This window comes from Mycobacterium sp. (genome assembly GCF_049608025.1).
Classification (GTDB): domain Bacteria; phylum Actinomycetota; class Actinomycetes; order Mycobacteriales; family Mycobacteriaceae; genus Mycobacterium.
This window is the reverse complement of record NZ_JBMYXC010000049.1, coordinates 347-27,047: the sequence shown is the minus strand read 5'-3', so window position 1 is coordinate 27,047 and position 26,701 is coordinate 347. Positions and strand designations below refer to the sequence as shown.

General features: G+C 65.6%; 23 protein-coding genes. 11 read left to right on the top strand and 12 right to left on the bottom strand.

What is annotated here, in order from left to right:
* The coding region (locus tag ACPGXI_RS14430; RefSeq protein ID WP_526654041.1) for a PE-PPE domain-containing protein at nt 1–463 on the bottom strand (463 nt) is incomplete at its 3' end.
* A 968-nt stretch (nt 464–1,431) separates the two neighbouring features.
* On the opposite strand from ACPGXI_RS14430, the gene ACPGXI_RS14425 reads away from it, so the two are divergent.
* A complete protein-coding gene (locus ACPGXI_RS14425; RefSeq protein ID WP_526654039.1) occupies nt 1,432–2,289 on the top strand; it encodes an SDR family NAD(P)-dependent oxidoreductase in 858 nt (285 codons plus the stop codon).
* On the opposite strand, the gene ACPGXI_RS14420 is transcribed toward ACPGXI_RS14425, so the two are convergent.
* From ACPGXI_RS14420 to ACPGXI_RS14400, 5 genes are all read right to left on the bottom strand, one after another.
* Nucleotides 2,269–3,459 carry an alkane 1-monooxygenase gene (locus ACPGXI_RS14420; protein ID WP_526654037.1) on the bottom strand — a complete coding sequence of 397 codons (1,191 nt, stop codon included), beginning with the start codon at nt 3,457–3,459 and terminating at the stop codon, nt 2,269–2,271. The genes ACPGXI_RS14425 and ACPGXI_RS14420 overlap by 21 nt on opposite strands.
* Before the next feature lie 172 nt (nt 3,460–3,631).
* Nucleotides 3,632–5,551, bottom strand: a complete 1,920-nt coding sequence (locus ACPGXI_RS14415; protein WP_526654035.1) for a vWA domain-containing protein — start codon at nt 5,549–5,551, stop codon at nt 3,632–3,634.
* Between the two features lie 86 nt (nt 5,552–5,637).
* The gene (locus ACPGXI_RS14410; protein WP_526654033.1) at nt 5,638–7,875 is read right to left on the bottom strand and encodes a malate synthase G; all 2,238 of its coding nucleotides are present in this window, start codon (nt 7,873–7,875) and stop codon (nt 5,638–5,640) included.
* Between the two features lie 109 nt (nt 7,876–7,984).
* On the bottom strand, nt 7,985–9,046 hold the full coding sequence (locus ACPGXI_RS14405) for a CBS domain-containing protein (protein ID WP_526654031.1): 1,062 nt from the start codon (nt 9,044–9,046) through the stop codon (nt 7,985–7,987).
* Entirely contained in the window at nt 9,046–10,407 is a 1,362-nt protein-coding gene (locus ACPGXI_RS14400) for a CNNM domain-containing protein (RefSeq protein WP_526654029.1), read from the bottom strand. The genes ACPGXI_RS14405 and ACPGXI_RS14400 overlap by 1 nt, the downstream gene beginning before the upstream one ends.
* Before the next feature lie 374 nt (nt 10,408–10,781).
* On the opposite strand from ACPGXI_RS14400, the gene ACPGXI_RS14395 reads away from it, so the two are divergent.
* From ACPGXI_RS14395 to ACPGXI_RS14385, 3 genes are read left to right on the top strand one after another with little or no spacing between them, the layout of a single operon-like run.
* Entirely contained in the window at nt 10,782–11,810 is a 1,029-nt protein-coding gene (locus ACPGXI_RS14395; RefSeq protein ID WP_526654049.1) for an iron ABC transporter substrate-binding protein, read from the top strand.
* 11 nt (nt 11,811–11,821) lie between these two features.
* A complete protein-coding gene (locus tag ACPGXI_RS14390) occupies nt 11,822–13,360 on the top strand; it encodes an ABC transporter permease (protein ID WP_526654027.1) in 1,539 nt (512 codons plus the stop codon).
* 1 nt (nt 13,361) lies between these two features.
* Nucleotides 13,362–14,450, top strand: a complete 1,089-nt coding sequence (locus ACPGXI_RS14385; RefSeq protein WP_526654025.1) for an ABC transporter ATP-binding protein — start codon at nt 13,362–13,364, stop codon at nt 14,448–14,450.
* On the opposite strand, the gene ACPGXI_RS14380 is transcribed toward ACPGXI_RS14385, so the two are convergent.
* From ACPGXI_RS14380 to ACPGXI_RS14365, 4 genes are all read right to left on the bottom strand, one after another.
* Nucleotides 14,403–15,839 (bottom strand): GuaB1 family IMP dehydrogenase-related protein, encoded by a 1,437-nt coding sequence (locus tag ACPGXI_RS14380; RefSeq protein ID WP_526654023.1) that lies wholly within the window; start codon nt 15,837–15,839, stop codon nt 14,403–14,405. The genes ACPGXI_RS14385 and ACPGXI_RS14380 overlap by 48 nt on opposite strands.
* 91 nt (nt 15,840–15,930) lie before the next feature.
* On the bottom strand, nt 15,931–17,400 hold the full coding sequence (gene gnd / locus ACPGXI_RS14375) for an NADP-dependent phosphogluconate dehydrogenase (RefSeq protein WP_526654021.1): 1,470 nt from the start codon (nt 17,398–17,400) through the stop codon (nt 15,931–15,933).
* 67 nt (nt 17,401–17,467) lie between these two features.
* Complete coding sequence (locus ACPGXI_RS14370) at nt 17,468–18,433, bottom strand: M56 family metallopeptidase (RefSeq protein WP_526654019.1); 966 nt, start codon at nt 18,431–18,433, stop codon at nt 17,468–17,470.
* Between the two features lie 14 nt (nt 18,434–18,447).
* Nucleotides 18,448–18,879, bottom strand: coding sequence for a BlaI/MecI/CopY family transcriptional regulator (locus ACPGXI_RS14365; protein WP_526654017.1), 432 nt, complete (start codon nt 18,877–18,879; stop codon nt 18,448–18,450).
* Nucleotides 18,880–19,204: 325 nt separating this feature from the next.
* Between ACPGXI_RS14365 and ACPGXI_RS14360 the strand changes: the two genes are divergently transcribed.
* The 7 genes from ACPGXI_RS14360 to ACPGXI_RS14330 are packed head-to-tail and all read left to right on the top strand — an operon-like array spanning nt 19,205 to nt 24,116.
* Nucleotides 19,205–19,615, top strand: a complete 411-nt coding sequence (locus tag ACPGXI_RS14360; protein WP_526654015.1) for a PaaI family thioesterase — start codon at nt 19,205–19,207, stop codon at nt 19,613–19,615.
* Between the two features lie 46 nt (nt 19,616–19,661).
* Nucleotides 19,662–19,964, top strand: coding sequence for an urease subunit gamma (locus tag ACPGXI_RS14355; RefSeq protein WP_526654013.1), 303 nt, complete (start codon nt 19,662–19,664; stop codon nt 19,962–19,964).
* A 10-nt stretch (nt 19,965–19,974) separates the two neighbouring features.
* Complete coding sequence (locus ACPGXI_RS14350; RefSeq protein ID WP_526654011.1) at nt 19,975–20,346, top strand: urease subunit beta; 372 nt, start codon at nt 19,975–19,977, stop codon at nt 20,344–20,346.
* A complete protein-coding gene (locus ACPGXI_RS14345; RefSeq protein WP_526654009.1) occupies nt 20,343–22,064 on the top strand; it encodes an urease subunit alpha in 1,722 nt (573 codons plus the stop codon). The genes ACPGXI_RS14350 and ACPGXI_RS14345 overlap by 4 nt, the downstream gene beginning before the upstream one ends.
* Nucleotides 22,065–22,072: 8 nt before the next feature.
* Nucleotides 22,073–22,717 carry an urease accessory protein UreF gene (locus tag ACPGXI_RS14340; RefSeq protein WP_526654047.1) on the top strand — a complete coding sequence of 215 codons (645 nt, stop codon included), beginning with the start codon at nt 22,073–22,075 and terminating at the stop codon, nt 22,715–22,717.
* Between the two features lie 52 nt (nt 22,718–22,769).
* The gene (gene ureG / locus ACPGXI_RS14335; protein WP_526654045.1) at nt 22,770–23,489 is read left to right on the top strand and encodes an urease accessory protein UreG; all 720 of its coding nucleotides are present in this window, start codon (nt 22,770–22,772) and stop codon (nt 23,487–23,489) included.
* Entirely contained in the window at nt 23,490–24,116 is a 627-nt protein-coding gene (locus tag ACPGXI_RS14330; RefSeq protein ID WP_526654007.1) for an urease accessory protein UreD, read from the top strand. It begins immediately after the preceding gene.
* A gap of 40 nt (nt 24,117–24,156) precedes the next feature.
* On the opposite strand, the gene ndh is transcribed toward ACPGXI_RS14330, so the two are convergent.
* Together ndh and ACPGXI_RS14320 are read right to left on the bottom strand one after the other, a co-directional pair.
* A complete protein-coding gene (gene ndh, locus ACPGXI_RS14325; protein WP_526654005.1) occupies nt 24,157–25,530 on the bottom strand; it encodes a type II NADH:quinone oxidoreductase Ndh in 1,374 nt (457 codons plus the stop codon).
* A gap of 111 nt (nt 25,531–25,641) precedes the next feature.
* Nucleotides 25,642–26,571, bottom strand: a complete 930-nt coding sequence (locus tag ACPGXI_RS14320) for an LLM class F420-dependent oxidoreductase (protein ID WP_526654003.1) — start codon at nt 26,569–26,571, stop codon at nt 25,642–25,644.
* Between the last annotated feature and the right edge of the window lie 130 nt (nt 26,572–26,701).

Below are 26,701 nucleotides of genomic sequence, written 5' to 3'. Positions count from 1 at the left end.
CGTCCTGCCGGCTGGAGTCTGCCACCACGACGAAGCTGATCTGGTCTGCGTCGGGCGCGTTGGCATCGGCGTCCAGCTCGCGGAGAACCTCGTTAACCACCAGCGAGCCCGCTGACAACCCGACCACGGTGACTTTCTCGCCCGGCGCCGCCAGGCGATCAAGGGCCGAATCTATCTCGGTGTTGAGGTTCCCGATGCCCACCGCGATCGAATCGCCCAGGCTCAGCCCGCCGCTCGATGGAGCATGCTCTGCCGGCCAGTAAACGCTGACACGTTCCTGGCCCTGCAGTGCGCCGCCAAGTAGCTGAGACATGACCACGTCGTGCAGGGTCGACGTCTCCAACCCACCGACCACGAGAGCGGAGTTGCTGCCCCAGGCCCCGGTCGCAGTAGTAACAGCTAGGGCGGAAGAGGCAAAGAGGGTGCCACAGGCAACACCCGCCTTGCGAATCGCAGTACGCATAGTAACTCCAGGATTAGAAGCAGATCGAGTGTTAGCCGTGATCGGCATGAGATAAATCATATTGCTTCGCGAAGCGTTCGGACAGTAAAATTTCAACAAGCCATCTACATGCAATTTTGGCAAATATTATTTAAATTGCTGTAATCCACCGGCGGCGACATCTTTTTTGCAATCCGGAGGCGGCCCGTCGGCAACCACAAGATGGATCTAGCTAGCGGAAAACGCGGTAAATATGCTGTTCAGAAGGGATATGCCCGCTAGCTACCGTCGAGTAGAAAATGCTCGCAGCTACAATTACACAAATGTAATTAAATGGCGAGATTGATCCGCTCTTTGAGCTAGCTTTACGTTGCTGATTTATGGCGGGCAAAAAAATAAGAAAACACTTTTTCGCTGGCCAGGGGCGCACCATTAGGGCCACGGAACCGGGGGGTGAACGGAGACATCGAAATGTGGCTGTTTTGCCGATGTGATCGCTGGGCACTGGCGCAGAACTGATCTTTCGGGCATGTCGACCTCCGCCCAGAGCAAACACTCCGATCAGCGTGTTCGTACGCGATGGATAGTCATCGCGTCGGCACGGGCAGCCCAAGCGCTCGGTTTCAGGGCTCGCCGGCAAAGACACCGCATCCCGCCTTCGCGCCCGCGACTCTTCTGATGCCCTGTGGCCCAACAGATCCGGCATACCGTTCAGCGCTTTCGGGCCCGCGGGACGAGGGGCCGCAGACCGGAGGCCATCGGGCGGCCAGTAGCCAAATAGTGCGCCCTAGCGCCCGCCACCAGGGATTATGGGCGGCATCTGTTTGCTGCAAGGTACCCGGGGCAAGGCGGAACCGAAGTCTCGGGCACCTCGGGGTGAGGACTGCAGCGCGCCGAGCGCGAGCTATCGATGCGGGCCGGCGCCGCTCATGGCAACCCCTTCGCCGGACCCCCCCTTCGCCGGACAAGTAGACGGCTATTCTTCCCCAGTGGCCACCAAAGACACGACTGATCTGTCCGGAAAGGTCGCCTTCATCACCGGGGGAGCGTCCGGGATCGGCGCCGCACTGACATCGAAACTAAGCGAAGCAGGCGCCGAGGTCTGGATTGCCGACCGTCAGTACGAGGTCGCCGAGCGACTGGCACGCCACCTCGGCGAGGCTGGCGCCGCGGTGCACGCAATCGAACTCGATGTCCGTGACTATTCGGCGTTCGAGCAGGCCATTGCCCGTACCGTTGAGTTATCCGGGCGGATCGACTACTTGTTCAACAACGCGGGAATCGGCATCGGCGGTGAGGTCGACACCCTGACTCTCGACGACTGGAACGACGTCATCGATGTGAACCTGCGCGGTGTGGTCCACGGTGTCCGGGCCGCATACCCGGTGATGATCGGTCAGGGCAGTGGGCACATCGTCAACACCGCCTCGATGGCCGGTCTGGTCACCACGTCAGCCCAGGCCGGCTACTCCGCGACCAAGCACGCGGTCGTCGCCTTGTCCAAGACCATGCGGGTGGAGGCGGCTACCCACGGCGTCAAGGTGTCGGTGCTGTGTCCGGGAGTGGTGCGGACTCCCATCCTTGCCGGTGGAGAATATGGCCGCAACAGAAGCGTCAGCCGCGAGAATCTTCTCAAGCTCGGTGAGGCGTTGCGCCCGATGGAACCCGATGCCTTCGCCGGGCGGGCACTGGACGCGGTCATGCGCAATCGGGCGATCATCGTGGTGCCCCGGTGGTGGAAGGCGCTCTGGTATCTGGAGCGAGCTTCGCCCGCTCTATCGATGCGCATGGCCGCTGTCGCGCTGCGACGTACTCGCCAAGTGCAGTCAGCCGTAACGCCGAGTTAGCTGCCGCGCCTTGCGGGGCCTCAGCGCGGCCAGGCCGATGTCGCCCCCGTAGTGGGCGAGAACCCGTCGATCCATCACGCGCCGCCACAACGGTGGAACCAATGCCACGACCACCATGGTTGCGTAGCCGGCAGGCAGCTGAGGCGCCTCGTCGGCGTGACACAGTGCCTGGTACCGGCGCTGCGGATTCGCATGATGGTCGGAGTGTCGCTGCAGGTGGAAAAGGAAGACGTTGGAGATCGCAGAATTGCTGTTCCAGCTGTGCGAGGGACGCACCTGCTCGTAGCGTCCGTCAGCCCGCTTCCGGCGACGCAACCCGTAGTGCTCCAGATAGTTGATGGTCTCCATCAAGAAGATGCCGATGAGGGCCTGCCCGATCAGCCAGGGCAGCACCTGCAGGCCGAACCCCAGAACCAGGGCCGCGAACAGCGCGAGGCTCATGAGCCAAGCGTTGAGTATGTCGTTCCGCAGCGTCCACGTGCGCTTTCCCCGGCGTGCCAGGCATCGGCGCTCCAGCCTCCATGCGGAGCGCAGGCTGCCGAATATGGATCTGAAGTGAAAGAAGTAGACGTTCTCGCCCAACCGGGCGCTGGCCGGATCCTCTGCGGTGGCGACGCGAGCGTGATGACCCCGGTTGTGCTCGACGTAGAATTGCCCGTAGCCCGCCTGCGCAAGCGCCACCTTGCTGAGCCACCGCTCCGACCGTGCTCGCTGGTGGCCCATCTCGTGGGCGGCGTTGATGGCAACACCGGCGATTCCACCGACGGTCAGCATCAGGCCCACCTTGTCGAGTTCGCTCAGCACGACTCCACCGCCGCCGCTCCAGAACCAGCAGGCCAGCACCAACGACACGTATTGGGCGGGCAGGTAGAGATAGATTGCGCACCGGTAGTAGCGATCCTGCTCCAACTCGGACAGCGCGCTCTCCGGCGGGTTCTCGGCGTCCGAGCCGATCACAAGGTCCAACGCCGGGAGAACAAGGAGTATCAACACCGGTCCGGACCACCAGAACAAGCCCCATCCGGTCACGGCTACCGCCGCCCACGACAGGGGGACCAGGGTAGGTACGACCAGCCCGAGCAACCACAGGTAGCGCTTGCGATCACGCCAGCGGCGAGTAATCGCGGGATTCTCACCGGTAGGGGTTGGTTCCTCATGCTGATTGGGCATCGCGCGCAGTGCTACACCCCCCGGCCCCTAATTCCCCGATCACCGCAAGACGGTGCGACGAAGCTGTCATGCTGTCATACCATTGGCGCACCGGGCAGCCAAAACCATCGGCGAGCCCGGAAAGGATCACCCGGCGGTTACGGCGTCCCTTCCCACGCAGGTTCACGCCCGTTCAGGACAACAGCACCGCGATCGCCGAGGCTAGTTCCGGCGACGCCGCGTTCGCCACGTTCTGGTAGCTGCCACCGGTTGTTTGTGCAACCGCCTCCCACGTCGCGCGGTCGGAATCGTCGCCGAAGGCGATGATGTTGACCGCGACCGGACGCTCAGGATCGAAGGCACCCCTGATGTACTGCTCCAAGCCCTCCGCGCCCAGCGACTGATCCGTGTGCGGCCCGGTGGTGATGACCAGCACCGAATTATCCTGGCCCTCGCGGTATGCGGCCGACGCCTCGGTGTAGACCAACCGCAGCGTGGTGAACGACACCGCCCCGCCGCCGGAGGCCCTCTGGGCGTCCAGCACGGCGGTCAGGGCCTCTGATCGTGTCTGCCCGTTGAGCGGTTCGGACAGCGGGCCCGCGACGATCTCCGAACGCCCCTGTACGCCGTCGAACGTCCACAACCCCACGGCGGAATCCGCCGGGAGCATCTGGAGTCGCACCGTGAGCGCGTCCGCGACGTTGGTGAGGCGCGACCTGCCACCCTCGTCCGTCGGCATGGACTGGTCGAGCATGACTGTGACGGTCGGGCTCATGACCGGCGCGGCCAGCGTGTCGGCGATCGTCGCCCGCAGCGCATTGTCACCGATACTCAACGGCGCATCCACTGGCACGAAATCGATGACGCCCGTGGCCGGAGGCGTGGCCCCGTCGACGCGAAATCCCGCCGCGGCGAACTCACCGAGTTGCTCGGGCTTGCGCAGGAATCGAGCGAACTCGCTCACCGCAGTCACCTGTTCTTGGGACAACCAATCGCCGTCCAGCAGAACAGTGGGGAAGTCGGCCATCGCTGCCGGCCCCGGCGGCAGCCACGCCGCCAGCTTGGAATCCGCATCCGACAGCGAGGACGCCCGACCCAAGAGTCGCTGCTCGGTGGTCACCACCGCGTGCACTGGGGCGGTGGCCGGATCCGCTGCATCCACCAAGGCGTCCAGGGCCGTGTCGGCATCGGTGTCGGCAAGCTCGGGGGCACCGCCCATCAACCTGCCGACAGCTCCCAACCCCGCGCTGGCGGGATCTCCGGCCGGGGCGGCCGCGGCCGCCACAGCCTCGGCCGCCAGATATGCGGCATCGCTGTTCTGGGTCAGGGGGAGCGCGAGGCGAAGCCCTCCCCAGCCCGGCAGTCCTAGCCCGTCGATGGCGCCAGGATCGGACTGGAGCTGCGGGAGAGTTCCCCAGTTCTGCTCACCCAGAACACTTTTCAGCTGCGGCGACACCGCCAGCAGTACGGGCGAGGTCACCAATGAGCGGCTGTCGCTCACGGTTTCGGCGCCCACCGCAGCTTCCAGTCGAGCCTCCGACACCGAACTGCCCGGAATCCACAGTGCCGGCCGCTCGCCGAGGTCGTCGGGCCACTGGTCGGCGAATCCGTTGACGACCTGATCTGAATCGGCGGCCTGGACCTTCACTATGACGCAGAGGTCTCCGACCGGGGCGGCGTCCTCGTTATAGCGCTCCGCCAGCGCTGCGACCGGCTCGCTGATCGCCGGATCCGCAACGACGGCGACATCGACTTCGCCGTCGACGCAACGTGCTGAAGCGACATTGGATCGGTCGGAGAGGGCGGCGCCGAAGAACCGCCACAGAATCACGGCGCCGACGACCACGACGACGCTCACCAGCGCCACGATGACGCCGACGCTGACTCCACGCCGTCCCGGCGTCACGGCGCGATGGCTGCCGGTCCAGTCGCCGCCGTCCCAGTCGCCGCCGTGCTGCCGACCGGCGGCCCCCGGTGACCCGGAGGCGGAATCCGTTGCTGGTGGGCTGTCGGAGTCAGACCCGAACTGCTCGTTCCGCTGCTCGCGGGGGACGTTATCTGCGGGATCCGGGCGGGGGGAGTCCTCGGGATCGGGACGGCTATGTCTTCCCATGTCTGCCCGTTTCGCCTGTTTCGCCTGTTTCGCCCGATCGAGCCTCGGGCGCGCTTCCCCGGCCAGTCGGCCCTGGCTTCACTGCATCAATCAACGTTATTAGCTGCCTTGAACTCTCGGCGCCGCCGGTGCAGGATCGGCTCGGTGTAGCCGTTGGGCTGCTCTCCGCCGGACAGGATCAACTCCTGGGCCGCCTGGAACGCGATGTTGTTGTCCGGGTCGGCTGCCATCGGACGGAATTCCGGGTCACCGGCATTCTGGTCGTCCACGACCGCGGCCATCCGCCGCAGGCTGGCCCTGACGTCCTCTTCGGTGATCACGCCGTGGCGCAACCAGTTGGCCAGGAGCTGGCTGGAGATCCGCAGCGTTGCACGATCCTCCATCAGGGCGACGTCGTGAATGTCAGGCACCTTCGAGCAGCCGACTCCGGCGTCGATCCAACGCACCACGTAGCCGAGGATCGACTGGCAGTTGTTGTCGACCTCCTCGCGAATCTCCTCGGGCGCCCACGCCAGCTCCTGGGACAGCGGGATGGTCAGCAACTCGTCGAGAGTGGAACGCTGCTCACCTGCGAGCTCCTGCTGAACCGCGTAGACGTCCACCTCGTGGTAGTGCATGGCGTGCAGGGTCGCTGCCGTCGGTGAGGGCACCCACGCGGTGGTAGCACCGGCCTTGGGTTGACCGATCTTCTGCTCGACCATGTCGCCCATCAGCTCGGTCATCGCCCACATTCCCTTGCCGATCTGGGCCCGGCCCGAGAAACCCGTCGCCAGCCCGATATCGACGTTCTGGTTCTCGTAGGCCTGAATCCACGGCTGAGACTTCATCGCGCCCTTGCGGATCATCGGACCCGCCTGCATCGACGTGTGGATCTCATCCCCGGTGCGATCCAGGAATCCGGTGTTGATGAACACCACCCGGTCGGCGGCGGCCTTGATGCAGGCCTTGAGGTTCAGCGTGGTACGCCGTTCTTCGTCCATGATGCCGACCTTGATGGTGTTCTGCGGCAGCCCGAGTACGTCCTCGACGCGGCTGAACAGCTCGCAGGTGAATGCCACCTCGTCGGGGCCGTGCATCTTGGGTTTGACGATGTAGATCGAGTCGGTCCGGCTGTTGGCCAGAGGTCCGTTCGCTCCGTCGCCATCGTTGTCCTGGCGCAATCCGTGGATGCCGATCAGGCTGGTGAACAAAGCGTCCTGGATTCCCTCCGGGATCTCGTTCCCGGAGGTATCCACGATCGCGTCGTTCGTCATCAGGTGGCCGACGTTGCGCACGAACATCAGGCTGCGGCCGGGCAGCGTGAGCTCGGCACCCTCAGCGCCTCCAGCTGGCCGCGTGTAAGTGCGGTCTTGGTTGAGGACCCGGGTGAAGGTCTCGTCACCGTCCGGGGAGGCCTTGACGACTTCCTCGCTGAGGTCCCCGCGGTTGAGCCCGAGCCAATTGCGGTAGCCGAGCACCTTGTCTCCGGCATCGACGGCGGCCACGGAATCCTCGAAGTCCATGATCGTGGTGAGGGCCGATTCCAGCACCACATCCTTGATGCCGGCCGGGTCGGTGGATCCGATCGGGGAGTCGGGGTCGACCAGGATCTCGATGTGCAGGCCGTGGTTGACCAGCAGAACCGATTCGGGGTTGTCGGCCTCTCCTGTGTAACCGGCGAACTGCTCGGGGTCGTCCAGTCCTACTGACAGTCCGTCGCCCAGCGCCGCCGCCATCTGAGCGACTCCGTCGTCAACCTCGATCTTGATCGCCCCGACATCTGCCCATGAGCCCGATGCCAAGGGAACGGCCCCGTCGAGGAAACGTCGAGCGTAGGCGATGACCTTGTCGCCGCGGACTGCGTTGTAGCCCTTACCCTTCTCAGCCCCGCCGTCCTCAGCGATGACGTCGGTGCCGTAGAGCGCGTCGTAGAGCGAGCCCCAGCGCGCGTTGGCCGCGTTCAGCGCGAACCGCGCATTGAGGATCGGCACCACCAGCTGCGGACCCGCAGTGGTCGCGATCTCGTCATCGACACCTGAGGTGGTGATGGTGAAGTCCGCTGGTTCAGGCTGCAGATATCCGATACCGGTCAGGAACTGCTTGTATTCGTCGTGGTCGAAGGGGCCGATCACCCTGGCTCGGTGCCACCTGTCGATTTGGGCCTGCAAATCGTCGCGGCGGGCCAGCAGCTCCTCGTTCTTGGGGGTCAGATCGGCGACGACCTTGTCGACGCCGGACCAGAACGTGTCGGGGTCGAGACCGGTGCCCGGCAACGCCTCTTTGGTGATGAAGTTGTACAACACGGGGGCGACGCGCAGGTTCCCCACCTTCACGCGTTTGGTCATGATTCCTCCCTCACCGACGCCATGCCGTGTGCATATCGTCGATCTAGCTTACCCAGCGCTGATTGGCCCGATCCTGGGCGGCGGTGTCGAAGCGGCACATCAGACCGCATCAGACACGGTGTGTCCCGTCACGGACGGTTCCCACCAGATCCTCGACAAGATCCTCTAGCGCCACCACTGCGGCCACTCCTCCGTCTGCGGCGGTGACCAGCGCGAGATGACTGTTGCTGCGCCGCAGCCGGGAGAGAGCATCGGGCAGCGGCAGCGAGGCAGCCACCCGCGGCAGCGGTCGCACCATCGCCGAATCCACCACCGTGGTGTTGTCGTAGGGGTCAGCGACCAAAGACAGCACGTCCTTGATGTGCAGATAGCCGATGAATGCGCCGTCCGAAGCTGCCACCGGAAACCGGGAGTATCCGGTCTCGGTCAATGCCTTCTCGAGAGCCACGACCGTCGGACCGGAACCCTCGCGCGCGACGGGCACGGCCCGAATCTGGTGCAGCGGTATCGCCACGTCGTTGACCACGCGGGTACGGATCTGCAACGCCCTGGTCAGCCTGCTGTGCTCCTCAGGATCCAGCAAGCCCTCCGAGAGCGACTCGGCGATCATCTCGGAGAGTTCCACCGTCGATACCGTGACGTCGAGTTCATCCTTGGGCTCCACACCGAAGGTGCGCAGGGTGATGTTGGCGCACCAGTTGTAGAACGCGATAAACGGCCGGGCTGCGCGGATGTAGATCAGATAGACCGGTATCAGCAGCATCGCGGTCGACTCCGGACCCGCGATGGCGATGTTCTTCGGCACCATTTCCCCGAGCAGCACGTGCAGTGTCACCACGATCGACAGTGCCACCAGAAACGACACCGTATGCAGCAGCGCGTCCGGGATGCCGAGGAGGCCGAAGGGCACCGCCAGCAGGTGTGCCACGGCGGGCTCGGCGACCCTGCCCAGCAGGATCGAGCACACCGTGATGCCCAACTGGGCGCCGGCCAGCATCAGCGACAGATTCTCACCGGCCCTCATCACCGTGACCGCACTCTTCTTGCCCTGCTCGGACAATGCCTCCAGTCGGTCGCGGCGCGCAGAGATCAGCGCAAACTCCGAGGCCACGAAGAACGCATTGGCCATGAGCAGCAGCACCGCCAGCAGCACGCCGAAGATATCTCCCACTAGCTCGGCCCGAGTTCGTCGCCGCTGCGCCCGATCGAGGTGAGCTCGAGCAGGTCGATCCGGCGGCCGTCCATGCGCAGCACGGTCGCCAGCCAGCGCACCGGATCCTCGGCCGCGTTATCCGGCTCGAAGGCCATCAGTTCCACCGATTCGCCCTCTTCGGGGATGTGGCCCAGCGTCTCCAGCACCAGCCCGCCGATGGTGTCGTAATCACCTTCGGGCGCCCGGAACTCGGTGTTGTCGGCTACCTCGTCGATACGCAGCAACCCCGAGACCTGCCAGCCGCGTCCGGCGGGCACTACATCGGGTGGTTCGTCGTCGTGCTCGTCGCGCACGTCTCCGACGATCTCTTCGATCAGGTCCTCCACCGTGACCATGCCGGCGGTGCCCCCATACTCGTCGACGACCAGCGCCGTCTGCAATCCGTTGGCGCGCACTTCGGCCATCACCGCGTCGCCGTCCAGGGTCGAGGGCACCTTGGCGACCGGCTGCGCGATATCGGCCAGTCGAGTCAACGAACGCACCGGATGCGGCACCGCGAAAACCTGCTTGACATGCACCACCCCCATGGTTTCGTCGAGGTCGCCCCGGATTACCGGGAAGCGCGAATGCCCGGTCCTGACGGCCGCCGAACTGAGATCGGCCACGCTGTGATCGGCGTCCAGTGTGTCGATCTTGGACCGCGGAGTCATCAGTTCCTCGGCGGTGCGCTCGCCGAACTGCAGAGAACGGTCCACCAGGACCGCGGTGACCGGATCCAGTGAACCGCTGCGAGCCGAGGTGCGTACCAGCGACACCAACTCCTGCGGTGAGCGCGCCGACCGCAGTTCCTCCGCGGGTTCGATGCCCAGCCGCCGCAGGATCCGGTTCGCGGTGCCGTTGGTCAGCTTGATCACTGGCGTGAACACGAAGGAGAAGAACAGCTGCGGACCCGCCGACCAGCGGGCCGTCGGCACCGGACGGGCCACGGCGAGGTTCTTGGGCACCAACTCGCCGAAGATCATCGAGAGGGAGGTGGCGATCAGGATGGCCAGCACCAATGCCAGGCCGCCAGTGAACCGCGCGGGCACGTGCAGGGCGGTCAGGCCGGGCTGGATAAGCCGGCCGACGACGGGTTCGGCGAGGAAACCGGTGGCCAGAGTGGTGATCGAGATACCCACCTGCGCGCCCGACAGTTGGGTGGACAGCGTGCGGTGAGCCTTCTGCACCATGCGGTCGCGCCGGCCGCCGGTGCGCGCATTGGCGTCGACCGTACTGCGCTCCAGAGCGGTCAGCGAGAACTCCGCGGCAACGAACACCGCCGTTCCGGCGGTGAGTAGACCTATTGCCAGCAGGGGCAACAGCGAAATGACGACGTTCATCCACCCGCTCCCGCGGCGGAGCTTCGTCGATCGGTCCAAGAACCGGGGATGCCGGGCCGAGAGCCCGGCCGACTACAGGACGGTTCGGCCCCGGCGGGCTCATCGCCAGAGCGCTCGGCGGGTACTGCCGCCTCGGATGGGCCCCCATCCAGTGCCTGCGGCACCTGATCCCTTTCGTCTTCGTGGGACGACTCGTGGCAGGCCTTGCGGTGCCCGAATTCGACTGATGGCCATCACATGCTAGCCGAATCCCCGGGGGCCCCCGGCCGGCCGTCCGCTAGTAAGGTTAGCCTCACACAATGATAGGTTCGGGGCCGGTTCCTTCGGGCGGAACCTCACGCGAGAACCCCCCACGAAAGGCGGAATCCACCCAGATGTCGATCTTGAAGCCCCGACTGGCCGGCGCGTTCGCAGCTGTGGCAGCAATGCTGGCCCTCACCGCCTGCGGAGCTGACTCCCAGACCGCAGATCCCGACAAGATAGTCCTCTATTCGGGCCGCAGCGAGGAGTTGGTGGGACCGCTGATCAAACAGTTCACCGCGGACACCGGGATCGAGGTTGAGACGCGTTATGCGAGCTCGGGCGAGATGGCTGCCCAGCTCATCACCGAGGGGGACAAGTCACCCGCCGATGTGTTCCTGTCTCAGGACGCGGGCGCGTTGGGCGCGGTGTCCAAGGCCGGAATGCTGGCCCCCATCGATGCTGCGACATTGCAGGCGGTTCCCGGGCAGTTCTCCGCTGCCGACGGCACCTGGGTCGGGGTATCCGGTCGTGCCCGCGTCGTCGTCTACAACCCGACCCTGGCCCCCGATCCTCCCGACACCATCGACGGACTGCTTGCGCCGGAGTGGAAAGGCCAGATTGGTTTCGCTCCCAGCAATGCGTCCTGGCAGTCCTTCGTCACCGGGCTGCGCGTCGTCCGCGGAGAAGATGCCGCCGCGCAGTGGCTGCGAGCGTTCAAAGCTCAGGATCCGCAGGCCTTCGAGAACAATGTGGCGGTGCGTGATGCGGTGGACTCCGGCCAGGTTGCACTCGGCCTGGTCAATCACTATTACCTCTATGAATTGATCCACGCCAAGGGTGCCGAGGCCGTGACCGCGCAGAACATGTTCATGGCCCCCGGCGATCCCGGCGGGCTGATCAACGTCGCCGGCGTCGGAGTACTCAGGTCTGCACCGAATCCCGAAGGGGCACAAGCATTTGCTGGATATCTGGTAGGCGAGTCCGCTCAGCAGTACTTTGCCGGGGAGACCTCGGAGTATCCGTTGGTGACCGGCGTTGCATCTTCTGCCGAGATGCCGCCGCTGAGCGACCTGCAGCCGCCCGCGGTGGACCTCTCCCAGCTCGACGACATCGAGGCGACGCAAGAATTGCTCGTCGAGACCGGATTGCTGACGAACTGACCCCGGCGCCGGTGACCACGTACCGCAGACGCCCGCCGGCGCTGCTGTTGGTGCCGGCTGCTGCCGTGGCGGGATGCACGTTGATCCCGCTCGTCTATCTTGCAGGACGCGCGCTGGATCGCGGCTGGGCTTTCGTCATAGAGGAACTGATCCAGCCTCGTACCGCTGCGTTGGTCGGCCGGTCATTGCTGCTGGTGGTGGTAGTCACCGCAGCCTGTGTGGTGCTCGGGGTGGGCCTCGCGGTGCTGGTCAGCCGCACCGACGTCAAGGCCCGACGTGGGCTGGGGGTGGCACTCACCCTGCCGTTGGCGATGCCGAGCTACCTGCTGGCCTACCTGTGGGTGTCCGTCTACCCCTCCATCGCTGGGTTCTGGGGCGCATGCCTGGTGTTGACCCTGGTCAGCTATCCATTGGTGCTGCTGACCACGATCGCGGCCTTGGCCCGTGTCGACCCCGCGCAGGAAGAGGTGGCACGCTCCCTTGGCCTCGGCGGAATTGCCGTGCTGTTCCGGGTCACACTGCGCCAGGCGCGTGCTGCTATCGCAGCCGGCGCGCTGCTGGTCGCGTTGTACGTGCTCAGCGATTTCGGCGCGGTGGCGGCGATGCGATTCGAGGCGTTCACCTGGGTCATCTATGGGGCTTACCGCTCGGGTTTCAATCCAGCGCGGGCGGCGGTGCTCTCTCTGGTGCTGATGGCGTTCGCCGTCGCGCTGGTGATCGCCGAGAGCCGGGCCCGCGGATTGGCGGTCTCCTCGCGAGTCGGCGGCGGCTCGCCGCGACCGGCGCCGTTGAACCGTCTCGGGGCCTGGAGTTGGCCGGCCCTTCTGGTTCCCGCCGCCGTGCTCATCGCTGCGGTCGTCGTGCCGGGTGTGACGCTGGCCGACTGGCTCCTGACAGCGGGTCCACGGTGGGACTTTGCCGAATGGTTTGGGGCACTGAGATCAACAGCGTGGCTGTCAGCGGCCGCCGCGCTGGCTGCTACCTTGGCAGCCCTGCCGCTCGGCGTGCTCGCCGCTCGCTATCGTGATCGCGCGACGCGCATGATGGAGAGTGCAAGCTATGTGGCGCATGGCCTTCCGGCTATCGTGATCGCGATCTCCATGGTGTCTGTCGGCGTTCTGCTGCTGCGCCCCATCTACCAACGCGAACCGCTGCTGATCCTCGCCTATACGGTTCTGTTCGTGCCCCTGGCGATCGGATCGGTCCGCGCGGCAGTAGAAGCTGCGCCGATTCGCCTGGAGGAGGTGGCCCGCTCCCTGGGCCACCCGCCGCTGCGGGCATTCGGCACGGTCACAGCGCGGGTGGCGCTGCCCGGGATCGCGGCGGGAGCAGCACTGGTGCTGTTGACCTGCATGAAGGAATTACCCGTTACCCTGCTGCTGCATCCCAACGGCACCGACACCCTGGCCACGCGCCTGTGGAGCTACAGCTCGGTCAGCGATTACGCAGCCGCCGCCCCGTACGCGTTGGCGCTCTTGGTGTTCGCGGCTGTCCCGACGGCGGTACTGGGCATGTGGAGCACACGTGCGGGCAGGGTTCGCGGTGGCTGACATGATCGCTACAGCAGTTGCGGCCCAGGGCATCTCCAAGTCCTACGGCGGCAACCAAGTGTTGTCCGGTGTGGACCTCGACTTGCCAGAGGGGACGATCACCGCGGTGCTCGGGCCGTCGGGATGCGGCAAGACCACGCTGCTTCGCATTCTCGCCGGCTTCGAGGATCCCGATGCCGGGACCGTGCGTATCGCGGGGGAGACGGTGGCAGGGGGAGCCGCGACCGTGCCGGTACACCGTCGGCGGGTGGGGCTGATGCCGCAGGAGGGTGCACTTTTCCCGCATCTGAGCGTGGGGGAGAACGTCGCCTTCGGCGTAAAACGATCTACCCGCGGCGAGGCGCAGGCACAGGTCGCGCACTGGCTGGCGGTCGTGGGACTGGACGGGTTGGCCGACGCCCGGCCCCATGAGATCTCCGGTGGACAGCAGCAGCGGGTGGCACTGGCGCGCGCGCTGGCCGCACAGCCTCGCGTGCTGCTTCTGGACGAGCCATTCGCCGCGCTGGACGCCAGCCTGCGGGTTCGGGTGCGCGAGGACATCGCCGTGATTCTGCGCGATGCCGGCACCACCGCGCTTCTGGTCACACACGACCAGTCCGAAGCGTTGTCGCTTCCCGATTCGGTGGCTTTGATGATCGACGGCACCATCGCCCAGCACGGCCCACCGGCCGACGTGTATGCCCGGCCCACCAGCCTGGCCAACGCTCGATTCATCGGCGCCACAGTCGAACTCGCGGGAATCGCGAGCTCTGGGATCGTTCACACTGCGCTAGGGGCGCTGCGCGCGCGTCTGCCGGTGGCCGACGGTGCCGCCGTCGTGGTGCTGCGGCCCGAGCAGTTGCGGCTAGGCGCGGGGCCCTCGGCAACTCCCGCCCGCGTGACGGGGTGCCGCTTCTACGGCGCGGACACGGTCATTCACGTCGAACTGTCCGACGGTGGCAGGGTCCAGCTGCGCAGCCCCGGGGAGATCAGCCTGGCCCAGGGGTCAACAGTCGACATCGAAGTCATCGGCAGCATCGAGACCGGCGTGCTCGCCTATCCTTCACCAACCGGCAGGCAGCGGGTGGCCCTCGGCGAATCCGGCGGCTGACTGCACGCCGACCACCGCCTTCTCATGCAACTCGGTCAACGTTGAGGCCCCCACGTAGGTGCAGGTACTGCGTACACCCGAGGTGATGTGGTCGAGCAGATCCTCGACGCCACCGCGAGTGGGGTCCAGGCTCATCTTCGAGGTGGAGATGCCCTCCTCGAACAGCGATTTACGGGCGCGGTCGAACGAACTGTCGGCGACGGCGCGTGCGGCCACGGCGCGTTTGGATGCCATCCCGTAGCTTTCCTTGTACGGACGGCCGTCGCGGTCGCGCAGCAGGTCGCCGGGGGACTCGTAGGTGCCGGCAAACCAGGATCCGATCATCACGTTCGACGCGCCCGCAGCCAGGGCGAGTGCCACGTCGCGCGGATGCCGCACGCCTCCATCGGCCCACACGTGACCGCCGAGTTCACTTGCCGAAGTGGCACATTCGACGACAGCGGAGAATTGCGGACGACCGACCCCGGTCATCATCCGGGTGGTGCACATGGCGCCGGGGCCGACGCCGACCTTGACGATGGACGCACCGGCGTTCAGCAGATCTCGCACACCTTCGGCCGACACCACATTGCCCGCTACCAGCGGCAGACCGAGATCGAGCGAGGACAGCACCTTGATCGCGTCGATCATCTTGGCCTGGTGTCCATGTGCGGTGTCGACGACCAGGATGTCGGCACCGGCTTCGGCGAGTGCAGTGGCCTTGGCCGCGAAATCCCCGTTGATGCCGAGTGCCGCTGCGATCCGCAGGCGGCCGGCCGCGTCGATTGCAGGGGTGTAGATGCCCGCGCGTACGGCACCGGTGCGGGTCAGGACGCCGGCCAGCGTGCCATCGAGTTCGGTCAGCACCGCAACATCGGCCGGGGCGTGTTCGAGCAGATCGAACACCTTGCGCGGATCGGTTCCCAACGGCGCGGTAACGAGATCGGTGGCCGCGACCTCGCGCACCCGGGCGAACCGATCGACACCGATGCAGGCCGCCTCCGTGACCAGCCCGATCGGCCGGTTCTCCTGCACCACCACCGCCGCGCCGTGCGCCCGTTTGGGAATCAGTGCGGTGGCGTCGGACACCGAATCATCGGGTGACAGCGTCACCGGGGTGTCGACCACCAGGTCGCGACTCTTGACGAAGTCGACAGTGTCCTTGACCGCCTGGATCGGCAGATCCTGCGGGAGTACCACGATCCCACCCCGGCGGGCGACCGTCTCTGCCATCCGGCGACCGGCGACGGCCGTCATGTTCGCGACGACGACCGGGATTGTCGTGCCGGTGCCATCGGATGTCGAGAGATCCACGTCGAACCGCGAGGCGACGTCGCTTCGAGTCGGCACGACGAACACATCGTCATAGGTCAGGTCGTACGGCGGTTTGTGGCCTTCGAGGTACTGCACGCCTCCAGCCTAGGCGGTGCCGGCGATGACCTCCCCGAGGCAAGCACACGCCGGTGCCGGCGCCCGCGAAGGTGCTGGTGCGGCGGTGGTGCTACACCTCGACCTCGCTGCGATCCCCACTCCACAGCGTGTGGAACCGTTTGGCCGGATCGGCGTCGATACGGCCATAGGTGTGGGCGCCGAAGAAGTCGCGCAACCCCTGCGTCAGTGCCGCCGGAAGCCTCTCAGTTCGCAACCCGTCGTAGTACGACAGCGCCGAGCTGAATCCGGGGATCGGGATGCCCAGCTCGGTGGCCTTGACCACGACGCGCCGCCAGCTGTCGACGGCATTTTCGATGGCGCTACGGAAGTAGGGCGCCACGATCAGCGACGGCAGATTTGGGTCGTCGTCGAAGGCGTCCTTGATGCGGTTGAGGAATTTCGCCCTGATGATGCAACCGCCACGCCAGATGGTCGCAAGGTCTCCGGGTGCGATGCCCCAGCCGTATTCGGCCGATCCGGCCTGAATCTGGTTGAAGCCCTGCGCGTAGGCAACGATCTTCGACGCGTACAGCGCCTGGCGCACGTCCTCGGTGAACTGTGCTGACTCTTCCTCATCCAACAGCTGCCCACCGAGCTCGCCCGACGCCAGTCCGGTGGTCGCTCTGCGTTGGGTCACCGAACCCGACAGTGCGCGCGCGAAGACGGCCTCGGCGATACCGGTTACCGGAACACCCAGGTCGAGCGCCGATTTCACAGTCCATCGCCCGGTGCCCTTCTGCTCGGCTTCATCAAGGATGAGGTCAACGAGCGGCTGTCCGGTCTTGGCGTCGGCCTGCCGCAGCACATCGGTGGTGATCTCTACCAGGAAACTGTCCAGGTCGCCCTTGTTCCACTCGTCGAATACATCGGCGATCTCGGGTGCGGACTTACCCAGCCCGTCGCGCAACAGCTGATAAGCCTCGCCGATCAGCTGCATGTCGGAGTACTCGATGCCGTTGTGCACCATCTTGACGAAATGTCCTGCCCCGTCTGGCCCGATGTGGGTGCAACACGGCACCCCGTCGACGTGCGCGGAGATCTCCTCAAGCAACGGCCCCAGGCTTTCGTAGGATGCAGCCGGCCCGCCCGGCATGATCGACGGGCCGTTGAGTGCGCCTTCCTCACCACCGGAGATACCTGCACCGACGAAATGCAGCCCGCGTTCGGCCATTGCCTTCTCACGACGGATGGTGTCGGTGAAGAGCGCATTGCCTCCGTCGATGATGATGTCGCCGCTTTCCATGGCATCGGCGAGCTCGTCGATCACGGCATCGGTCGGGTCACCGGCCTTGACCATGATCAGCACCCGCCGCGGCTTCTCAAGCGCGGCAAGGAATTCCCGAATCGTCTCGGTCCGCACGAAGTTGCCTTCGGATCCGTGCTCGGCCAGCAGGTTGTCGGTCTTGGCGATCGAGCGGTTGTGCAGCGCAACGGTGTAGCCATGCCTGGCGAAGTTGCGTGCGATATTGGAACCCATTACGGCCAGACCGGTGACGCCGATCTGTGCAATGCCCGTGGGCGCGGTGGGGTGCGAGCTCATAGAGGAAACCCTTTCGGTCGCTTGTTGCGGCACAGCTTCTAGTCATCCAACACTGGGGGCCTGACACTCAGGCAGAGAACAATCGATGGAGTTCGGTCAGCCAGGGAACCGCCAACGCGACGGTGGGGACGACGAGCACGGCCGCCGCGGCGACATACGCACCCGCGGCGACGATCAAGCTGTTAGGCCTGCCCCCGAGTCGGCGCACCCGCAGCACCGTCGTCGGCCCGCCGACGGCGAGCGCGCCCCGGGGGGTGCGAGCGGAGGCGCAGGCGACCAGGGCGCGCGCCAGGGGGGTCGGGCCGGTGTTACGGACCGCCGCATCGTCGGCGAGCAGTTCGATCAAGAGTCGCACCGCGGTGAGTGCATTGGCACTGCGGACGAACCGGGGGAACGCCGCGTGTACCGCCGTGAACATCTCCAACACCAGATCGTGGCGGGCTCGCAGATGGGCATGTTCATGGGTGAGGATCGCGAGAATCTCGCTGTTCGACAACTTGTCCAGCGCGCCCTCGCTGAGCACGACGCGGCTGCGGACGCCGGGCAGGCAATACGCCAGCGGCTCGGCAACATCGAGAATGCGCAGCCCGCCGCGAGCCAGCGGTCTGGGGTAATGGCTGCGCAACCGCCGCGCCGCCACATGAGATGCGCCGACTAGATCGACCACCATCCGGTGATGCGCGCGGCGCCGGCGCGTAGCGATCGCGACCTTGAGCACAGAGACGATCAGGCGGACGCCGATCATGATGGTGAGCGCGAATACCAACGCGTATGCCGTCCACAGCGGCCACCCGAGGATGTTGATCTGGCCGGTAAACGTGGCGGTGGGCGCTACCCCCGCGCCGGATGTGAACAGCCGGCTGGCAATGGCGATTCCGGCGGAGAAGGCCGAAAGGACCGCGGCCAACGCGATCGACTGCCACAGCACGATCGCAGCCCTCGGCGCGCGCATCGGCCAGTTGGCTCCTGCCAGCATCGCCGGCACCGGCCCCGACAGGAGCAGAGCAAGGAGGGTGAAGGCCAGCGCGGACACGCGGTAAGTGTCTCTCAGCCGGTGCCTTGACCGCCAGCAGATCGGTCGTTGCGTTCTGTGCCGTTGTGTTCTGTGTCCTCGATTTCGGCCAGCGCTCGGCGTAACGCGGCCGAATCGTCGACTCCGACCCGCTCGACGAAATGCACCAGCGCGGCTTCCCGGCCTCCTGAATCGGAAGCCTGGTCCAGCGCATCGACCATCAGCCCGGCAACCAGTTCATCGCGGCCATGGGTGGGTGCGTAGCGGTGCGCCCGATCGTCACGATGTTGGACGACCAGATTCTTCTTCGCCAGCCGCTGCAACACGGTCATGATCGTCGTGTAGGCAAGGTCGCGGTGGTCTGACAGCACTTCGTGCACCTGGCGGACAGTCTGGGGCTCATCCGCGGACCACAGATGATCCATCACGGACCGCTCCAACTCTCCAAGCCGCGGCACCTTGGCCAATTTGCGCTCATCTCCTGCCCGCTGTACTTCAAAGGGTACTACGCGATTACTACCGATCGTCGTATCGTGCTCCGCGCTCGTTGATCTCGGCCGCACTACCGGCGCGGCGGATGCGGTGGGCGCATCGAGTTCATCAGCATCGTTTTCACCAGCCTATTCAGCGAGGCGGCGAGTCCAAACACGCGAAGTCGCCCGTGCTTCCCCATCAATAGTAAGGCTACCCTAATTCAGGCGATGTGCTGGCGGCTGTCATCGAAAGTGCGCGCCGAGGTTACCCGGCGACCCCAGCTGACGAGGGCGTACGCCGAGCGTGTAGACACGAGCGGTGACAATTGACCTTCCCGAAGGCCTCGGCAACGGATTCGACCGCGAGCTCGGTCTGACCTACCTCGAGATCACCCCCGACGGCGGACGCGCGCAACTGCAGATCGCCGACAAGCTGAAACAGCCGTACGGCATCGTGCACGGTGGCGTGTATTGCTCGATCGTCGAGAGCCTGGCCAGCGTCTCTGGGGCCGTCTGGCTGAGAGCCAACGGAGGCGGCAAGGTCGTCGGCGTCAACAACAACACCGACTTCCTGCGGGCAATCGGTTCTGGCACCGTGACTGCCGTGTCCACGCCTATCCATCGCGGACGTCGTCAGCAGCTGTGGCTGATCACCATTGTCGACGCCGATGATCGGCTGGTGGCCCGCGGCCAAGTCCGGCTGCAGAACCTTCCCACTGAGCAGAGTTGAGTGCGTGCGCTGCTGACTGCGGCCAGCCGTGGCAAGATCGCCCACTATGCGTTTGACCCCGCATGAACAAGAGCGGCTGCTGATCTCTTACGCAGCCGAACTTGCCCGCCGCCGCCAGGCGCGCGGTCTGAGACTCAACCATCCCGAGGCCGTCGCACTCATCACCGACCACATCCTCGAAGGCGCGCGCGATGGCCGCACCGTGGCGGAGTTGATGGTCAGTGGACGCGAAACGCTCGGCCGCGACGACGTGATGGAGGGAGTGCCCGAAATGCTCGACGATGTGCAGGTGGAGGCGACGTTTCCGGACGGCACCAAGCTCGTCACCGTCCACCACCCGATCCCGTGAGGCAGGTCTGGTGAACGACAAGCCTGCCGATCGCGAATACCTCACTCCGGGCGAGGTCATATTCGGCGAAGGCGACATCGAGATCAACCCGGGCGCGCACCGGCTGGAGTTGGAGATCATCAACAGCGGGGACCGGCCGGTCCAGGTTGGCAGCCACGTGCATGTTCCGCAGGCCAACAGCGCGCTGCAGTTCGATCGAGCGGCTGCCCACGGGCACCGCTTCGACATTCCAGCCGGCACCGCGATCAGGTTCGAACCTGGTGTTGCACAGCGTGTCTGCCTCGTTCCGTTGATGGGCGCCCGCGCGGTTTACGGTCTGAGCCTGAGCCCGCCAGGCAACCTGGACGAGGATCAATCGGGCCGATCGGACGGAGCAGAGTGAGCGAGCTGACCCGTTCCCGCTACGCGGCCCTGTTCGGACCGACCACCGGTGACCGAATCCGACTGGCCGACACAGACCTGTTCATCGAGATCACCGAGGACCGTAGCGGCGGACCGGGCCGGGCCGGCGACGAGGCGGTCTTCGGTGGCGGGAAAGTGTTGCGCGAATCGATGGGGCAGTCGCGCGCGACACGCGCAGAGGGAGCACCCGACACCGTCATCACCGGCGCGGTCATCCTCGACCACTGGGGGATCATCAAGGCTGACATCGGGATTCGCGATGGCCGTATCACCGCGATCGGCAAGGCCGGTAATCCCGACATCATGTCCGGGGTGCACCCTGACCTGGCGGTGGGCCCGTCGACCGAGATCATCGCGGGGAATGGCCGCATCCTCACCGCGGGGGCCATCGACTGCCACGTCCACCTGATCTGCCCGCAGCTCATGGAAGAGGCGCTCGGTAGCGGTGTCACGACGATGGTCGCGGGCGGTACCGGCCCCGCCGAGGGCAGCAAGTCCACCACTGTCACGCCCGGGGCGTGGCACCTGGCCCGGATGCTCGAGGCGCTGGATTCCTGGCCGCTCAATATCGCGTTGCTGGGTAAGGGGAACACCGTCAGCGCCGAGGCGATGTGGGAACAATTGCGCGGTGGTGCAGCGGGTTTCAAGCTCCACGAGGACTGGGGAACCACGCCGGCCGCCATCGACGCGTGCCTGACCGTCAGCGACGCCGCAGGCGTGCAAGTCAACATCCACACCGACACTCTCAACGAAGCCGGGTTCGTCGAGGACACGCTGGCCGCGATCAAGGGGCGCTCGATCCACGCCTATCACACCGAGGGCGCCGGGGGTGGGCACGCACCCGACATCATCACCGTCGCGGGGCAGCCGAACGTGCTGCCCAGTTCGACCAATCCCACCCGACCCCACACCGTCAACACCCTCGATGAGCACCTCGACATGTTGATGGTCTGCCATCACCTCAACCCGAGCGTCCCCGAGGATCTCGCGTTCGCCGAGAGCCGGATCCGGCCGTCCACGATCGCCGCAGAGGACCTCCTGCACGACATCGGGGCGATCTCGATGATCGGCAGCGACTCCCAGGCGATGGGGCGTGTCGGCGAGGTCGTCATGCGTACCTGGCAGACCGCCCACGTGATGAAGCGCCGTCGCGGTGCGCTGGATCGCGACGGCGCGGCCGACAACCACAGGGCACGCCGTTACGTCGCGAAGTACACGATCTGCCCGGCCGTCGCGCACGGGTTGGATCACGAGATCGGCTCGGTCGAGGTCGGCAAGTTGGCCGACCTAGTGCTGTGGGAGCCTGCATTCTTCGGCGTACGCCCCCACGCTGTGATCAAGGGGGGAATGATCGCGTGGGCGGCGATGGGGGACGCCAACGCATCCATCCCGACGCCCCAGCCGGTGCTGCCCCGGCCGATGTTCGGTGCGGCACCCGCGGCGGCTGCGGCCACGTCGGTGCACTTCGTCGCGCCCCAGGCGATCGAAGACGGCCTCGCCGACCGGATCGCCCTCAACCGCAAGCTTGTTGCGGTAGGCAACGTGCGCGGTCTCGGTAAGGCGCAGATGCCGCTCAACGATGCCACACCTGACATCGAGGTGGACCCCGACACGTTCACGGTGCGAATCGACGGCGAGGTATGGCGCGAGCAGCCCGCCGCCGAGTTACCCATGGCACAGAGATACTTCCTGTTCTGATGTCGAACCTGACCGGCCTTGCCGCCCTGCTCGCCTTGTCCGATTCCCGACTGCCGATCGGGGGCCACGTACACTCGGGCGGCATCGAGGAGGCGGTTGTCAGCGAGTTGGTCACCGACCTCGTGACATTGCGCGCCTACCTGCGCCGCAGAATACGGACCCACGGTTTGGTCACAGCATCGATCGCGGCAGCGGTGCACAAGGGGGCGCTGTCGGCTGCGGCCGGCGCCAGCGGCGACTCCGAAACCGACTCGCGCACACCGGCTCCCGCTGCCCGCCGAGCGTCCCGAGCCCAGGGGCGGGGATTGGTCCGGTTGGCTCGCCAGGTCTGGCCCGACTTCGAATGGGATGCGCTGGGCCGCACTCCGCACCTGGCGGTGGCCGCGGGTGCGGCCGGTGGCGCGAGCGGCCTGGCCCCCGAACACACCGCGATGTCTCTCGTCTACACGACGATGACCGGTTCGGCGACAGCGGCTCAGCGACTACTAGCGCTGGATCCCGGCGACGTCGCGGCTGCGACGTTCGAGCTGTCTACGCTCTGCGAGCAGACCGCCGCCGAGGCCGCCGGAGACCTGGCCGACCTTTCCGACCCACTGCTGGACGTTCTGGCCCAGCGCCACATCGAACGCGAACGTCCTCTCTTCGCTTCGTGATTCGCCAAGCAGCAGATCTGAAGAACAAGGAAGGTGCCTGCCCGTGCCCCCCATGCCACCGCATTTCCTCTCGTCTGATTCGGTCGGCCATACCCACCGCCACGCCGATCGTCCGCGCCGGGTTCGAAAGCCCGGGGATCCCCTGCGCATCGGCGTCGGGGGCCCTGTCGGCTCCGGCAAGACGGCGCTGGTGGCCGCCTTGTGCCGGCAGCTCCGTGACGAGTTGTCACTGGCGGTGCTGACCAACGACATCTACACCACCGAGGACGCCGATTTCCTACGCCGTCACGCGGTACTGCCCGACGAACGCATCGCTGCCGTGCAGACCGGCGGCTGCCCGCATACCGCGATCCGCGACGACATCACCGCCAACCTGGACGCCATCGACGACCTCGTCGCGGCGCACTCAGGTGTTGACCGCGACCTCGACTTGATCCTCGTTGAATCCGGCGGCGACAACCTCACCGCGACATTCTCCTCCGGGCTGGTGGACGCCCAGATCTTCGTGATCGACGTGGCAGGTGGGGACAAGGTGCCCCGCAAAGGAGGGCCGGGTGTGACGTACTCGGATCTGCTGGTGATCAACAAGACCGATCTCGCACCGCTCGTCGGTGCCGACCTGGACGTGATGCGCCGCGACTCGGCGGCAGTACGTGGTGAGCGTCCCACGGTGCTGATCTCACTCACTGCGGACCCGGCCGCCACCCCCGTGCTGGGGTGGGTGCGCGAGCAACTCAACGTCGCGCAGGGCAACGTCGCGCAGGGCATCTAGGTGCGATCGGACGTTCTGATCGTCGCGCGACCGGACCGCTCACCACACCTCGAGGCTTCCGGCGGGCTGGCCGCCCGCCGCACCGAACCCGACACCGTTCACCTGGTGTCCTCGGCCGCGACTCCACTGGGAGGCGACTCGATCCACGTCCGGCTTGTGGTGGAATCCGGCGCACGCCTGAAACTGCGCACCGCGGCCGCAACGGTGACGCTGCCGGGGATGAACACCACTGATTCCCATGCGAACTGGACACTGGACATTGCAGGAGAGCTCGATCTCGACCCGCAGCCGACCATTGTGGCCGCCACGTCGCGGCACTTCGCCACGACGCTCGTGAACTTGACCGGCTCCGGCAGCCTCAGATTGGTGGAGCGTGTGCAGATCGGCAGAACCGGTGAGTCCCAGGGCTTCTGGTCAGGTTCGCTAAGCGCCGACATCGACGGGAAACCTCTGCTGAGGCACCGAATCGAACTCGGCCGCGGGGCAGCCGCCCATGACGAGCTGGCCGCGCCGCTGGCAAGTGTGAGCGAACTGCATTACCCGCGCGCTGATGTCCAGACGGCCGGGGTGACGCTGGCACTGGCTGGGGGAGGATGCCTATCGACCTGGCAGGGAGACAGGCTGTGACGCTCCGGCCGGATGCGACCCGCCCGAGCAACTCCGGCCGCTAACTGGCGGCCTTCTCGGCGTCCTGAGCAGCCGCGGCGATCTCCTGGAGTTCCTCGATACGGGTTCGCGCATAAGCCTGCTGTTCGGTGATGGTCAGTTGGCCACGGTTGCGCCCGACGAACGTCACCGTCCACGAAAGCAGGGTGGCGATCTTGGTCTTGAAGCCAACCAGATAGACCAGGTGAAGAAACAGCCAGGCCAGCCATGCGACAAAGCCGCTCATCTCCAATGGTCCAACCTTGGCTACCGCGCTGAACCTCGACACCGTGGCCATCGAACCCTTGTCGAAGTAGCTGAATGGTTCGCGCTGGGCTGAATCTGCCCCTTTGAGGCCGGAAATTATGGCCTTGGCCGCATAGTTCGCACCTTGGATCGCACCTTGCGCCATGCCTGGCACCCCGTCGACCGCGGCCATGTCGCCGACGACGAACACGTCGGGATGGCCCGGGATGGAAAGATCCGGCAGCACTTTGACCCGTCCGGCACGGTCGAGTTCGACCCCCGACTGGGTGGCCAGGTCGCTGCCGAGCGGGCTGGCAGACACCCCAGCCGACCAGACCTTGCACGCAGACTCGATGCGACGCAGGGTGCCGTCAGGGTCCTTGACCGTGATTCCATTGCGGTCGACGTCGGTGACCATCGCGTTGAGCTGAATATCGACGCCCATCTTCTCCAACCTGGCCTGGGCCTTCTTGCCGAGCTTCTCGCCCATCGGGGGAAGCACCGCAGGGGCCGCATCGAGCAGGATCACCCGCGCCTTGGTCGAATCGATATGGCGAAAGGCCCCTTTGAGGGTGTTGTCAGCCAGTTCGGCGATCTGCCCGGCCATCTCAACGCCCGTCGGACCCGCGCCCACGACCACAAACGTGAGCAGCTTCTCCCGTCGGACCGGGTCACTTGAACGTTCGGCCTGTTCGAAGGCTCCAAGAATGCGACCACGCAACTCCAGTGCGTCGTCGATCGACTTCATGCCGGGGGCAAACTCGGCGAAGTGGTCATTGCCGAAATAGGACTGTCCCGCACCCGCAGCAATGATCAGGCTGTCATAAGGCGTGGCATAGATATGGCCCAGCAGTTCGGAGCGAACGGTCTTGGTCTTCAGATCGATTCCGGTCACGTCCCCGAGCAACACCTGCGCATTCTTCTGGTTCCGCAGAATCACCCGAGTCGCCGGGGCGATCTCTCCCTCGGAGATGATGCCGGTCGCGACTTGATACAGCAGGGGCTGAAACAGGTGATGGGTGGTGCGGGCAATCAGCTTGATGTCGACGTCGGCCCTCTTGAGGGCCTTGGCGGCGGTGAGTCCGCCGAATCCAGAGCCGACGATCACCACCTTGTGTCGGTCGGATGCAGTAGTTCCGGGGTGGCTCATTACTACTCCTTGGCGGATCGCCCTGGCGGGTTACCTTCTTACTTACTACAACGAGTACGTTAGCCGCCGCGCTTCTGGCCAGCGCGGCGAGATAGCCCACCGGCCTACCGATCAGCCGGCCGTCAGTGGCCTCAGCGCCTTCCCCAGCGCGGCGATCTGGCCCGGCAAGTAGCCCTGCAGGCTGGTGGGCAGGTTAATGATCACCGCATCGACGCCGACGTCGAAGACCCGGGCTTTGAGCTGGTCGGCGATCGACTCGGCGCTGCCGACCACCATCCGCTGACGCATCCCCTCGGGAATGAGATCGGAGGTGGCCTGCGCGTCGACCATCGCCGTCACGAGCATGCTGGTCTCCAGCGTTGCCGGGTCGCGACCAATGTCGTCGCAGCGGGCCTTCACGACGTCGAGTTTGGCGTTCAGTTCGTCGAACCCTGCGATGAGGTTGAGGTGGTCGAAGTGCCGAACCGCCAACGGGATCGTCTTCTTCTCGCCACTGCCGCCGATCATCAAGGGAATGTGTTCACGGAAGCGGGGATTGGCCATCGCCTCCTCGACCCGGTAGTACGTGCCCGCCAGGGTGGGTCGTTCACCTTTGAGCATCGGCAGGATGATCTGCAGCGCCTCATCGAGTTTGGCGAACCGCTCGGTGAAGGTGCCGAACTCGAAACCGAGCTGATCATGCTCCAACTCGAACCACCCGGTACCGATACCGAGGATCGCCCGGCCCTGGCTGATCACGTCGAGCGTCGTGATGGCTTTGGCCAGCAGCGTGGGGTTGCGGTAGCTATTGCCGGTGACCAAGGTGCCCAACTGAACGCGCTCAGTAGCGGTGGCGAGGGCACCCAACGCGGTGTATGCCTCCAGCATCGGCTGGTCAGGGCTGCCCAGCATAGGCAGTTGATAAAAGTGATCCATCACGAACACAGAGTCGAAGCCCGCCGCCTCGGCCTCCTGCGCCTGGGCGATGACGGTGGGGAACAGCTCGGCTACGCCGGTGCCGTAGGAAAAGTTGGGAATCTGGAGCCCGAGTCGAATCGTCACTCCCTGGACCCTAATCGGCTACCAGCGAGGGTCGCACTCCTGCACGCGACTCGTCCCTCGCCGCTAGATCGTCGTCCGACTACCACCGAGGGTCGCACTCCTCAACGCCGCTCGTCCCTCGCCGCTAGAT

Excerpts from the sequence above, each read along its gene's own strand:
- ACPGXI_RS14420 (WP_526654037.1), bottom strand. The coding sequence starts at position 3,459 with ATGCCCAATCAGCATGAGGAACCAACCCCTACCGGTGAGAATCCCGCG.
- ACPGXI_RS14415 (WP_526654035.1), bottom strand. The coding sequence starts at position 5,551 with ATGGGAAGACATAGCCGTCCCGATCCCGAGGACTCCCCCCGCCCGGAT.
- ACPGXI_RS14410 (WP_526654033.1), bottom strand. The coding sequence starts at position 7,875 with ATGACCAAACGCGTGAAGGTGGGGAACCTGCGCGTCGCCCCCGTGTTG.
- ACPGXI_RS14400 (WP_526654029.1), bottom strand. The coding sequence starts at position 10,407 with ATGAACGTCGTCATTTCGCTGTTGCCCCTGCTGGCAATAGGTCTACTC.
- ACPGXI_RS14395 (WP_526654049.1), top strand. The coding sequence starts at position 10,782 with ATGTCGATCTTGAAGCCCCGACTGGCCGGCGCGTTCGCAGCTGTGGCA.
- ACPGXI_RS14385 (WP_526654025.1), top strand. The coding sequence starts at position 13,362 with ATGATCGCTACAGCAGTTGCGGCCCAGGGCATCTCCAAGTCCTACGGC.
- gnd (WP_526654021.1), bottom strand. The coding sequence starts at position 17,400 with ATGAGCTCGCACCCCACCGCGCCCACGGGCATTGCACAGATCGGCGTC.
- ACPGXI_RS14355 (WP_526654013.1), top strand. The coding sequence starts at position 19,662 with ATGCGTTTGACCCCGCATGAACAAGAGCGGCTGCTGATCTCTTACGCA.
- ureG (WP_526654045.1), top strand. The coding sequence starts at position 22,770 with ATGCCACCGCATTTCCTCTCGTCTGATTCGGTCGGCCATACCCACCGC.
- ndh (WP_526654005.1), bottom strand. The coding sequence starts at position 25,530 with ATGAGCCACCCCGGAACTACTGCATCCGACCGACACAAGGTGGTGATC.